8 protein-coding genes are annotated in these 12,608 nt (G+C 73.7%); all 8 read left to right on the forward strand.

Annotation, left to right across the window (positions count from 1 at the left end; all coding sequences use genetic code 11):
* Positions 1 to 97 precede the first annotated feature (97 nt).
* Complete coding sequence (locus ACFY7C_RS27850) at positions 98 to 1,651, forward strand: methyltransferase (protein WP_389655424.1); 1,554 nt, start codon at positions 98 to 100, stop codon at positions 1,649 to 1,651.
* Positions 1,648 to 2,652: an ArsR/SmtB family transcription factor gene (locus tag ACFY7C_RS27855; protein ID WP_389655426.1), complete on the forward strand. Its 1,005-nt coding sequence runs from the start codon at positions 1,648 to 1,650 to the stop codon at positions 2,650 to 2,652. Before ACFY7C_RS27850 ends, ACFY7C_RS27855 begins: the two co-directional genes overlap by 4 nt.
* Before the next feature lie 122 nt (positions 2,653 to 2,774).
* Complete coding sequence (locus tag ACFY7C_RS27860; protein ID WP_389655428.1) at positions 2,775 to 3,857, forward strand: ATP-binding cassette domain-containing protein; 1,083 nt, start codon at positions 2,775 to 2,777, stop codon at positions 3,855 to 3,857.
* Positions 3,854 to 4,627, forward strand: a complete 774-nt coding sequence (locus tag ACFY7C_RS27865; protein WP_389655430.1) for an ABC transporter permease — start codon at positions 3,854 to 3,856, stop codon at positions 4,625 to 4,627. Before ACFY7C_RS27860 ends, ACFY7C_RS27865 begins: the two co-directional genes overlap by 4 nt.
* 13 nt (positions 4,628 to 4,640) lie before the next feature.
* Positions 4,641 to 5,432, forward strand: coding sequence for an ABC transporter permease (locus ACFY7C_RS27870; RefSeq protein ID WP_389655432.1), 792 nt, complete (start codon positions 4,641 to 4,643; stop codon positions 5,430 to 5,432).
* A gap of 235 nt (positions 5,433 to 5,667) precedes the next feature.
* Entirely contained in the window at positions 5,668 to 5,865 is a 198-nt protein-coding gene (locus ACFY7C_RS27875) for a hypothetical protein (RefSeq protein WP_389655434.1), read from the forward strand.
* A 257-nt stretch (positions 5,866 to 6,122) separates the two neighbouring features.
* Positions 6,123 to 8,981 (forward strand): type I DNA topoisomerase, encoded by a 2,859-nt coding sequence (gene topA / locus ACFY7C_RS27880; protein ID WP_389655436.1) that lies wholly within the window; start codon positions 6,123 to 6,125, stop codon positions 8,979 to 8,981.
* A gap of 155 nt (positions 8,982 to 9,136) precedes the next feature.
* Positions 9,137 to 12,505 (forward strand): dTMP kinase, encoded by a 3,369-nt coding sequence (tmk, locus tag ACFY7C_RS27885; RefSeq protein WP_389655438.1) that lies wholly within the window; start codon positions 9,137 to 9,139, stop codon positions 12,503 to 12,505.
* The last annotated feature ends 103 nt before the right edge of the window (positions 12,506 to 12,608 follow it).

The raw sequence follows: 12,608 nt of genomic DNA on the forward strand, positions 1-12,608 counted from the left end.
GCCCGGGACGGTCCGGCGCAGCTGGCGAGCCCGGTGCATCCGGCACGCCCGGCCCTGGCCCCGTCGGTGGCGGGCGTTGTCGGTGGTGGCCGTCACAATGGGGCACGTGAGTACGACCAGCACGCCCCCCAGCCTTCCGGTGCCCACGCACGCCGCCCGACTGCGCGAGGCCCTGCTCGCCGCCGACTTCACCGCCGACGGCCTGCTCGACCTGCTCGGCGCGCAGGCCTACGCGGCCCTCGCGCGCAGCGAGACCGTGCCCGCGCTCCGCGCCACCCGCGGGGACTCCCCGCTGGAGACCCTCGTCCGCCTCTTCCTGCTCCAGCAGCCGGTCGAGCACGAGCGGGCCGCCGCCGCGCTGCCTCTGGAGGAGGCGCTCGCCGACGGCTGGCTGGTCCGCGAGGACGACAGCGTCCTCGCCACGGTCGACGTCCGGCCGTACGGCGGCCCGGACGGCGAGGACTGGTTCATCGTCTCCGACCTCGGCTGCGCCGTCGGCGGGGCCGGCGGCATCGGCAAGAAGGACGAAGGGGTCGTCCTCGGCGTCGGAGGGGCGTCCACCACCCTCGCCGGCATCACCGTCCGCACCCCCGTCGCCACCGCCCTCGACCTCGGCACCGGCTCCGGCATCCAGGCGCTGCACGCCGCCCAGCACGCCACCCTGGTCACCGCCACCGATCTCAACCCGCGGGCCTTGGACTTCACCCGGCTCACCCTCGCCCTCTCCGGCGCCCGAGGCGCCGAGCTGCTGCAGGGCTCGCTCTTCGAGCCGGTCGACGGAGACACCTACGACCTCATCGTCTCCAACCCGCCGTTCGTGATCTCCCCCGGCGCCGGGCTCACCTACCGGGACGGCGGGATGGGCGGCGACGACCTGTGCCGCACGCTCGTGCAGCAGGCCGGAGACCGGCTGAACGACGGCGGATACGCCCAGTTCCTCGCCAACTGGCAGCACGTCGACGGCGAGGAGTGGCAGGACCGGCTGCGTTCCTGGGTGCCGCGCGGCTGTGACGCCTGGATCGTGCAGCGCGAGGTCCAGGACGTCACGCAGTACACCGAGCTGTGGCTGCGCGACAGCGGCGAGCACCGCGGCGACCCGGAGGAGTACCGCCGGGCGTACGGGCGGTGGCTCGACGAGTTCGAGGCCCGCGGGACCAAGGGCATCGGCTTCGGCTGGATCACCCTGCGCAAGAACGCGGCCGTCGCCTCCGGCGCGCTCGAGCCGTCGATCGTCCTCGAGGAGTGGCCGCACCCCGTCGAGCAGCCGCTCGGCGACACCGTCCGGGCCCACTTCGAGCGCCAGGACTACCTGCGCACCCATGACGACGCGGCGCTCCTCGCCGACCGCTTCGTCCTCGCGCCCGAGGTGGTGCAGGAGCAGGTCGGCCTGCCCGGCGCCGAGGACCCCGAGCACGTGCTGCTCCGGCAGAACCGCGGGATGCGCCGCGCCACCCGCGTCGACCACGTCGCCGCCGGCTTCGCGGGCGTGTGCGACGGCTCGCTGAGCGCCGGCCGGATCCTCGACGCCATCGGGCAGCTCACCGGCGAGGACCCGGTCATGCTGCGGGACCGCACCCCGCAGGCCATCAGGCTGCTTGTCGAGGAGGGCTTCCTGCTGCCGGCCGGGGAGCGGGAGGGCGGCGCCGCTTGATACGGATCGAGCTCGACGAGGCCGCGCTCGGCGCGACCCGGATCGCGATGAGTCCGCTGCGGGACGCCTTCTGCGCCCTGCACCTCCAACTGCCGGCCCGCTCCCCGTCCTGGCCGTACCAGGAGTGGGTGGGGCGCGCGCGTGAGGTGTGGCGCGAGGACGACCGGCTGCGACCGCTGTGGGACCTGTTCGCGGACGGGCGGTACGAGGTCTCCGACTTCCTGCTGCCCCGGCCCGTCGGCACCCCCGACGTGCACGAGGAGCTGGACCTGCTGCGGGCCACCGACCCCGCGTTCGTCCGCGCGCAGGCGGCCGTCTGCTACCCGGGCATGGCCGACGAGCCCTTCTTGCGGCCGTATCTGACGGACCCGCAGGCCGCGTGCGCGGCGCTGGCCGACGCGTACGCCGTTTGGTGGGAGGAGGCCATCGCCCCGTGCTGGCCGGTGATGCGCCGGCTCGTCGAGGACGAGGTCCTCGTCCGGGCCAGGACCTTCGCCACCGAGGGCGTCGACGCGCTCTTCAGCGGCCTGGAGGGCCGGGCGCGCTGGGAGCGGCCGGTGCTCGAACTGACCAAGTACCTGGACGCGGAGTACGCGGCGGGGGAGCGGCGGCTCGTGCTGGTGCCGCTGGTCTTCGCGGAGGGCTGCCGGCTCTACTCGACCGACGACCCCGACGTCCTGGCCGTCTCCTTCCAGGCCCGGGGGGCCGCCGCGCTGCGCGAACCGGCCGAGCCCGCCGCCGAGGACCGGCTCGGCCTGCTGCTCGGGCGGGGCCGGGCGGCCGTCCTGCGGGAGCTCGCGGGTCCGCTGACCACGGCCGGGCTCGCCGACCGGCTCCACCTCGCGCCCAGCACCGTCTCCGAGCACCTGTCGCTGCTCACCGGGGCGGGCGTCGTCACCCGGCACCGGGTGGGCCGCTCCGTCTACTACCAGCTGACCGACACCGGGCGTTCGCTCCTGGCCCTGCTCGCGGGCGAAGGAGTGCTGGGCGCCGTCGCCTGACGACGCCGGACCGCCGGACACGAAGGACGCCGGATGACGCCTGACGACGCCTGACGACGCCTGATGATTCGGGTGCTCCCGAATCGATGGCCCGCCCCATGGCCCACGGCCAGACTCCGGCCATGCTTGCGATCGAGGCGGACGCGCTGCGCCGCACCTACACCAGCAGGACCGGGTGGCTCCGGCCGCGCAGGACCGAGACCGAGGCCGTGCGCGGCGTCACGTTCGACGTGACGCCCGGCGAGCTGTTCGGGCTGCTCGGGCCGAACGGCGCCGGGAAGACCACCACCATCAAGATGCTCAACACCCTGCTCCTGCCGACCTCCGGCACGGCGCGGGTGTTCGGGCACGACGTGGCCCGCGACCCCGTCGCCGTACGGAGGAGGATCGGTTACGTCTTCGGCGGCGACCGCGGTCTCTACGACCGGCTCAGCGCGCTGGACAACCTGCGGTACTTCGCCGAGCTGTACGGGGTCGAGGCCCGCGCCCAGAAGCGGAGGATCGCCGAACTCCTCGACCTGGTGGGCCTGGCGGGCCGCGAGCGGGAGCGCGTCGAGGGCTACTCGCGCGGCATGCGGCAGCGGCTGCACATCGCCCGCGGGCTGCTGCACCGCCCCGATGTGCTGTTCCTCGACGAGCCGTCCATCGGCGTCGACCCGGTCGCCGCCCGTGACCTGCGCCGCACGGTCGCCGGCCTCGCCGCCGCCGGCACCACCGTGCTGCTCACCACCCACTACATGGCGGAGGCGGACGAGCTGTGCGACCGCATCGCCGTCGTCGCGGCCGGTCGGATCCGCGCCCTCGGCACGCCCGAGAGCCTCAAGTCCCGGGTGGGGGAACGGGACGTCCTGGAGATCGAGGCGTACGGCGTGGACGCGGACCGGCTCGAACGGATCCGGCGGCTCCCCGGGGTGCGGGGCGCGGCCGTGGAGGAGCGCGGCACCGCGCAGGCGCTGACCGTCCAGACCGATCGGGGGGCGGAGCTGCACGCCCCGGTCCTGTCGGCGCTCGACGGCATCCGCGTCGGACGGGTCGTCAGCCGCGAACCCTCCCTGGAGGACGCCTACATCGCCATCGTGGAGGAGGCGGCGACCCAACCCGATCCGGATGCGGCGAGACCCGATGCGGATGCGGCGGAGCGGCCCGACCCGGAAGCGGCGGGCCGACCTGACCCGGAGACGGCCGGGCGGGAGGTGACGGCGTGATCCGCGCGCTGCGGCTGATCGCCGTCGGGGTGCGCATCCATGTCTCGTACATGTCGCGCTCCCCGATCGAGATCACCTTCGCCGTCCTCGTCCCCCTCGTGTACGCGACGCTCGCCGTCTACCTCTTCCGCGCCGCCGGCGACCCGGACCGTCTGCTCACCGCGTCCGTGGGCGCCGGGCTCATGGGCATCTGGGGCTCGGTGCTCTTCGGTTCGGGCGGCGCCGTGCAGAACCAGCGCTGGCTCGGCACCCTGGAGACCCTGGTCGTCGCCCCGACCCCGCTCGCCCTGGTGCTGCTGCCGATCACGCTGGCCACGGCCGTCATCGGCACGTACGCGATGGGCGCGACCGTGCTGTGGGGCGTGGTCCTCTTCGGGGTGCCCCTGGACTTCGCGCACCCGCTGCTGTTCCTCGTCGCCGTGCCGGTCTGCGTGCTCTCCCTCGGGATGATGGGGCTGCTGCTCGCCGCCACCTTCGTCCTGCTGCGCAACGCCAACGCCCTGGCCAATCCGCTCGACACGCCGGTCTGGCTGCTGTCCGGGCTGCTCGTGCCGGTCACCGTGCTGCCTGCCTGGACGCACCCGCTGTCCTGGGCGCTGCCCACCACCTGGGGCGCGCGGGCGGTGCACGCGGCGACCTCCGGCGGGGAGGTGCTCGGACCGCTGCTCGGCGCCGTGGCGCTCGGGGCCGGTTACGCCCTGGCCGCCGTCCTCGTCCTCGGCCGGGTGGAGCGCCGGGCCCGCGCCGCCGCGACCCTCGCCCTCGCCTGAAAGGCCGACAGAGATGTTCCGCTTCCTCGCCTCCGCCCGGCTGCTCCTGGTCGGCGGGGCCCTGTCCTACCGTGCCCTGTTCAACTGGACGACCCCGCCCATGTTCATCGGAACTCTGCTGGTGGGGCCGCTCCTTCAGGTTTTCTTCTTCGTCTTCCTCGGGCGGGAACTCGGGGTCGCCGACGACCGTTTCCATCTTGTCGGCAACGCCGTGCTCGCAGCTTCCGCCTCCTGCGTGTACGGCGGGACGATGGCCGTCGCCAACGAGCGCCGGTTCGGCACCCTCGGAGCCGTCCTGCTCTCGCCCCGGCACCGGGTCCCGCTGTGGGCGGGTCGCGCTCTGCCGTATGTCCTCAACGGGCTGCTCGTCAGCGCGTTCGTGCTCACCGCCGCCGCGACCGTGCTCGACCTGCCCGTGCCGGCCGGCGCCCTGCCCGGGCTCGGTCTGGTCCTGCTCACCGGGGCCGGCGCCTGCTCGGCGTTCGGTCTCGCGCTCGGGGCGCTCGGCCTGCGCTTCCGTGACGTGTTCCTGGTGTCGAACGTGGCGAGTTCGATGCTGCTCCTGCTGACGGGCGCCGCCGTGCCCCGGGACACCCTGCCGGAGTGGATGCGCACCGCTGGCGAGCTGCTGCCGCTGACCCACGCGGCGGACGCGGCACGCCGGCTGACCGCGGGCGGCGGCCTCGACGGGTGGCTGCTCGGTGCCGAGCTCCTGGTGGGCGTCGGCTACGCGGTCCTCGCGGTGGCGCTGCTCGCCCTCTTCGAGCGGGGCAGCAGGCGCCGCGCCACGCTCGACGTCATGTGAGCGCCGGGCGGGAGCGGCGTGACGGGGCGATGAGACGGGCGCGAACGTGATGTGTGAGACGTGATGTGTGCGACGTGACGAAAGAAGAGAGGAGGAAGCAGCAGTACCGGCCATCCTCGTGAAACCGTTCGGGACCCTCCGTGCCGTTCACCGGGAATTCGCCCCTACGACGCCGCGAGGTGCCAGCCTCGGCTGCGGGGCCGAAGAGCCACGGGCGACGGAACGGGGTACGGGCATGGAGAGCGGGCCGGCGATCTTCGCGGGAGCGGCGTTCACGCTGTTCGGAGCCGCGCTGCTGCTCTGGACCGGCGTCCGGGTGCGGCACGGCGAGCCCGTCGCGCTCGGCGTCGCACCGCGCACCGCCGCCGCGCTCACCACCCTCTTCGGGGCCGCCTTCCTCCTCCTCGGGATCTGGTGCTTCGGACGGCTGTGACGCGGGCCCGGCCGGAGGGACGCCCCGCCGGTCCGGGAGTCCGGGCGGCAGGAAGGGCAGAAGTCGGGTTACCGTTCGAGTGGCCGTTGCGGGCTTTCGCCGTTTGACACGGGGGCGGGTTGTACCGTCACACTCCGCAGCGACGACAGTGTCACCGTACGTGCCGCTGCCGTGCGTGCCAGCGCCGTACGTACGCTGCGCCGTACGTATCGCAGTCAGTACGTGCCAGAGAGCGTCGACCGGAGAGAAGAGCGAAGTTGTCCCCGACCAGCGAGACCGCACAGGGCGGCCGCCGACTCGTCATCGTCGAGTCGCCTGCCAAGGCGAAGACGATCAAGGGCTACCTCGGCCCCGGCTATGTCGTCGAGGCGAGCGTCGGGCACATCCGCGACCTCCCGAGCGGCGCCGCCGAGGTGCCGGAGAAGTACACCGGCGAGGTGCGGCGGCTCGGCGTCGACGTCGATCATGACTTCCAGCCCATCTATGTCGTCAACGCCGACAAGAAGGCACAGGTCAGGAAGCTGAAGGAGCTGCTCGCCGAGTCCGACGAGCTCTTCCTCGCCACCGATGAGGACCGCGAGGGCGAGGCCATCGCGTGGCACCTCCAGGAGGTCCTGAAGCCCAAGGTCCCGGTCCACCGGATGGTCTTCCACGAGATCACCAAGGACGCGATCCAGGCCGCCGTCGCCAACCCCCGCGAGCTGAACAAGCGGATGGTCGACGCCCAGGAGACCCGCCGCATCCTCGACCGTCTCTACGGCTACGAGGTCTCGCCGGTCCTGTGGAAGAAGGTCATGCGCGGCCTGTCCGCCGGCCGCGTCCAGTCCGTCGCCACCCGGCTCGTCGTCGAGCGCGAGCGCGAGCGCATCGCCTTCCGCTCCGCCGAGTACTGGGACCTCACCGGCACCTTCTCCACCGGCCGCGCCGGCGACCCGTCCGACCCGTCGTCCCTGGTCGCGCGGCTCGCGGCGGTCGACGGCAAGCGTGTCGCGCAGGGCCGTGACTTCGGCGCCGACGGACAGCTGAAGACGCAGAACGTGCTCCACCTCGACGAGGAGAAGGCCCGCGCGCTGGCCGCCTCCCTCGCCGACACCCGCTTCAGCGTCCGCTCGGTCGAGTCGAAGCCGTACCGCCGCTCCCCGTACGCCCCCTTCCGCACCACCACCCTCCAGCAGGAGGCCAGCCGGAAGCTCGGCTTCGGTGCGAAGGCGACCATGCAGGTGGCGCAGAAGCTGTACGAGAACGGCTTCATCACCTACATGCGTACGGACTCCACGGTGCTGTCCGAGACCGCCGTCGCGGCGGCCCGGGCGCAGGTCACGCAGCTGTACGGCGCCGAGTACCTGCCGGAGCAGCCGCGCGTCTACGCCGGCAAGGTCAAGAACGCCCAGGAGGCGCACGAGGCGATTCGCCCTTCGGGTGATCGTTTCCGCACCCCGGCGGAGACCGGTCTGACCGGCGACCAGTTCAAGCTGTACGAGCTCATCTGGAAGCGGACCGTCGCCTCCCAGATGAAGGACGCGACCGGAAACTCGGTCACCGTGAAGATCGGCGGCACCGCCGCCGACGGCCGCGACGCCGAGTTCTCGGCCTCCGGCAAGACGATCACCTTCCACGGCTTCATGAAGGCCTACGTGGAGGGCGCCGACGACCCGAACGCCGAGCTCGACGACCGCGAGCGGCGCCTGCCGCAGGTCGCCGAGGGCGACGCGCTCTCCGCCGAGGAGATCACCGCCGACGGCCACTCCACCAAGCCCCCGGCCCGCTACACCGAGGCCAGCCTGGTCAAGGAGCTGGAAGAGCGCGAGATCGGCCGCCCGTCGACGTACGCCTCGATCATCGGCACCATCCTCGACCGCGGCTACGTCTTCAAGAAGGGGACGGCGCTCGTGCCGTCGTTCCTCTCCTTCGCCGTCGTCAACCTCCTGGAGAAGCACTTCGGGCGGCTCGTCGACTACGACTTCACCGCCAGGATGGAGGACGACCTCGACCGCATCGCGCGCGGTGAGGCCCAGGCGGTGCCGTGGCTGAAGCGTTTCTACTTCGGCGAGGGCGGCTCCGCGGAGGCGCAGGGCGGTGCGGCGGACGCCGGCAACGGCGACGGCGACCACCTCGGCGGACTGAAGGAACTGGTCACCGACCTCGGGGCCATCGACGCCCGGGAGATCTCCTCCTTCCCGGTCGGCAACGACATCGTGCTCCGCGTCGGCCGTTACGGCCCGTACGTCGAGCGCGGCGAGAAGGACCAGGAAGGCCACCAGCGCGCCGACGTCCCCGAGGACCTGGCGCCCGACGAGCTGACCGTGGAGTACGCGGAGGAGCTGCTCGCCAAGCCGAGCGGCGACTTCGAGCTGGGCAAGGACCCCGTCAGCGGCAACATGATCGTCGCCAAGGACGGCCGTTACGGCCCGTACGTGACGGAGATCCTTCCCGAGGACACCCCGAAGACCGGCAAGAACGCGGTCAAGCCGCGCACCGCCTCCCTCTTCAAGTCGATGTCGATCGACAGCGTCACCCTGGAGGAGGCGCTCAAGCTGATGTCGCTGCCCCGGGTCGTCGGCACCGACCCCGAGGGCGTCGAGATCACCGCGCAGAACGGCCGCTACGGCCCGTACCTGAAGAAGGGCACGGACTCGCGCTCGCTCACCAGCGAGGACCAGCTGTTCACGATCACGCTGGAGGAGGCGCTGGCGATCTACGCCCAGCCCAAGCAGCGTGGCCGGGCCGCCGCCAAGCCCCCGCTCAAGGAGCTCGGCACCGACCCCGTCAGCGAGAAGCCCGTGGTCGTCAAGGACGGCCGCTTCGGCCCGTACGTGACGGACGGCGAGACCAACGCCACCCTGCGCACCGGCGACAGCGTCGAGACGATCACGCCCGAGCGCGGCTACGAGCTGCTCGCCGAGAAGCGGGCCAAGGGCCCCGCGAAGAAGACGGCCAAGAAGGCGCCGGCGAAGAAGACCGCCACCAAGAAGACGGCGGCCAAGAAGACCACCGCCTCCGCCACCGCCAAGAAGACGGCCGCGAAGAAGACCACGGCGGCCAAGACCACCGCGGCGAAGACGGCCGCCAAGAAGACGACCGCCGCGAAGAAGACGACGGCCGCGCCGTCGGAGTGACCGCGGCCGTCGAGCCGGAGTGACCCGGCGGCCGTCGAGCCGAGGGTGACCTTCCCGACAGAAGGGGGGTGCGGGCCGTCACCGGTCCCGCACCCCCCGTCTGTTTGTTCGGGTGACGGCCACAGGGAGCAAGGGGGTCCGGATAGGGTGGACGGATGACGCGAGCAGAGCAGCCAGACACCGACGCCGCACTCGTCGCCGATTCCCGGGAGCGTGCCGTACGGGCCCTGTTGCGCCATCAGCCTCTACGGAGGCTGTGGAGCGCCCAGCTCGTCGGCGGCACGGGCGACGCACTCGCCCTCCTCGTCCTGATCCTGCTCGGCTATCAGACGGCCGTGGCCGCCGGCGCCCTCGGCGGCGGATACCGGGGTGCCGCGTTCGCCGTGGCCGCCGTGATCGCCGCCCGGATGTTCGCCGCGGTCCTCTTCGGCGCCGTCCTGCTCGGCCCGCTCACCGCGCTGACCGCGCCCGGCGGCCCGCTCGACCGCCGCTGGACCATGATCGGCGCCGACGGACTGCGGGTCGCGCTGCTCGTCGTCGCCCCGCTGTGGATCGACTGGACCCCCGACGACGCCCTCTGGTTCCTGCTCGGCACCGCCTTCGTCACCGGCGCCGCCGAGCGCGTGTGGACCATCGCCAGGGAGGGCGCCGCCCCTGCGCTGCTGCCCGCCCCGCCCCTGGAGGGCGCCGCCGTCAGGCCGCTGCCCGATCACCTGGGCGCGCTGCGCACGCTCAGCCTGCGCACCGCGTTCCTGGCGGTGCCCGCCGCGGCCGGCGTGCTGCTGCTCGCGACGCTGGTCGGCAACCTGCTCGGCAGCGGCATCGACTGGTTCGGCCGGCACCAGGCCGCCCTCGGCTCCTACGTCGCCGCCGGGCTCCTCGCCGCCTCCGTCTCCGTCCTGTGGTTCCTCGAACTGCCCGGCGCCCAGACCCCGCGGCCCCGCTCGCCCCTGGAGGGTCTGCGACTTCCCGGGGACAAGGGCCGCACCGGCGCGCTCGGGCTGCTCGTCCTGGCGTGCGCCACCGTCGCCGCCGCCATCGCCGCGGCCGCGGCCGTCGCCGTGCTCCACGCCCACGACCTGGACGGCGGGCCCGTCACGTACGCCCTGCTGATCCTCGCGCTCAGCGGCGCCACCGCCGTCGGCATCCGCACCGCCGGATCCGTCCTCACCGTGCTCTCCCGGCGCCGGCTGCTCGCGCTCGCGCTCGCCGTCACCGGCGTCGCGCTGCTCGCCATGGGCCTCGTGCCGGACACCGCGACCGTCCTCGCGCTCGCCGCACTCGCCGGTTACGCGGCCGGCGTCGCCGCGCGCACCGGCCACGGCCTGGTCGACCAGGAGACCGAGGAGGCCCGCCGGCCCCGCGTCACCGACCACCTTCAGGCCGTCGTCCGCGTCGGCATCGGCATCGGCGCGCTCGGCGCCCCGCTGCTCGCCGCCGCCATCGGCCCGCACCGGCTCGCCTCCGGCAGCTTCGTCTTCGCCCACGGCGGCGCCGCCTTCACCCTGATGCTGGTCGGCGCGCTGCTGCTGCCGGTCGCCGCGCTCGTCCTCGCCAAGACCGACGACCGGGCCGGTGTCCCGCTCCGCCGCGACCTGCGCGACGCGCTGCGCGGCGCCGACCCGGCCCAGGCGCCGTCCGCGACCGGCTTCTTCATCGCCCTGGAGGGCGGCGACGGCGCCGGCAAGTCCACCCAGGTGCAGGCGCTCGCCGAGTGGATCCGCGCCAAGGGTCACGAGGTGGTCGTCACCCGCGAGCCCGGCGCCACCCCGATCGGCAAGCGGCTCCGCTCGATCCTGCTCGACGTCTCCAGCGCCGGCCTGTCCAACCGGGCCGAGGCGCTGCTGTACGCGGCCGACCGCGCCGAGCACGTCGACTCCCTGGTCCGGCCCGCGCTGGAGCGCGGGGCGGTCGTGATCTCCGACCGGTACATCGACTCGTCCGTCGCCTACCAGGGCGCCGGCCGCGATCTGTCCCCGACCGAGATCGCCCGCATCAACCGCTGGGCGACCGGCGGACTCGTACCGCACCTGACCGTGCTGCTCGACGTCTCCCCGGAGACCGCCCGCGAGCGCTTCACCGAGGCGCCGGACCGGCTGGAGTCCGAGCCGCCCGAGTTCCACGCGCGCGTGCGGGCCGGTTTCCTCGCCCTCGCCGCCGGTGACCCCGGCCGCTACCTGGTCGTCGACGCCGGCCAGGAGCCGGAGGCCGTCACCACCGTCGTACGCCACCGGCTCGACCGGATGCTGCCGCTCTCCGAGGCCGAGGTGAAGGCCCAGGAGGAGGCACGGAAGCAGGCCGAGGAGGAGGCCCGGCTGCGGGCCGAGGCCGAGGCCGCCCGCAAGGCCGAGGAGGAGCGCCTGGAGCGGGAGCGCCAGGAGCAGCTCGCCAAGCTCCGCGCCGAGGAGGAGGAGCGCAAGCGGCGCGAGGAGGAAGAGGCCCGTCGCTTGGAGGCCGAGCGCCAGGCGGAGGAGGCCCGGCAGCGCGCCGAGGAGGTCCGGATCGCCGCCGAGGAGGAGCGCAGGCGCCGCGAGGCCGAGGAGAAGGCCCGCCGCGCGGAGGAGGAACGGCGCCGCAAGCAGGCCGAGGAGGAGGCCCGGCTGCGGGCCGAGGCCGAGGAGCGCCGCCGCGAGAAGCAGCGCAAGGCCGAGGAGGCGCTGATCCGCGCCGAGGAGGCCCGTCGGCTCGCGGAGGCCGCGGCGGCGAAGGCGGCCGAGGAGGCTGCCCGCAAGGCGTCGGAGGAAGCCGCGCGGAAGGCCGCGGCGGAGGCGGCGGAGGCGGCTGCCCGCAAGGCTGCCGAGAAGGCCGCGATGGAGAAGGCCGCCGCCGAGAAGGCCGCGGCGGAGAGGGCCGCGGCCGAGCAGGCGGAGGCCCGGCGCGGGGCCACCGAGGCGAGGACCTTGGAGCAGTCGGCGAACGAGATCACGGTGGCGACGCCGATCGTGCAGCCGGATGGCGCCAACGAGGTCACGGTCGAGACGCCGATCGTGCAGCCGGACGCGGCGAAGTCGGGCTCCGGCCGTACGGAGACCGGCCGTACGGAGACCGGGCGGACGGACCCCCGGAAGGCCGGCGCCTCGGCCTCGGAGGACACGCCCACCGTGTCCCCGAACGAGGTCACCGTCCCCACCCCGGTCGTCAGGCTCGACGAGGAGACCACCGTCATCCCGCGGATCCGGGACGTCGACGAGACGGCCGTGCTGCCGCCCGTCCGGGACGCCGACGAGACCGCCGTTCTCCCGCCCGTACGAAGCACCGACCCCGCCGACCGGGTGCCGCGGGGCTTCTTCCGCGACGAGCGCGACCGGGGGGCGGGATCCGAGGGCGCGGGATCGGAGGGCGCGGCATCGGAGGGCGGCAACGACCGCACTCGCGAGCTGCCCCAGGTCGACGAGAACGGCAGGCCGCGGCGCCGGTCCGACTGGGCCGAGGAGACCCCGCTGGACGATCTGCCGACCCTCGCGGACGAGCTGCTCGGCTCGTTCGGCGACGACGAGGAGGACGACCGCCGCCGCCGTCGCTGACGGCCGGCGCCCGTCCCCTCCCGTGCCTGCCCTGCTCATCGCCGTCGACGGGACTGTCGGTGGGGTGCCCCACAATGGGAGGCGTACCTGAGGAGGGGCAGCA

The organism is Streptomyces sp. NPDC012769 (genome assembly GCF_042901205.1).
GTDB lineage: Bacteria > Actinomycetota > Actinomycetes > Streptomycetales > Streptomycetaceae > Streptomyces.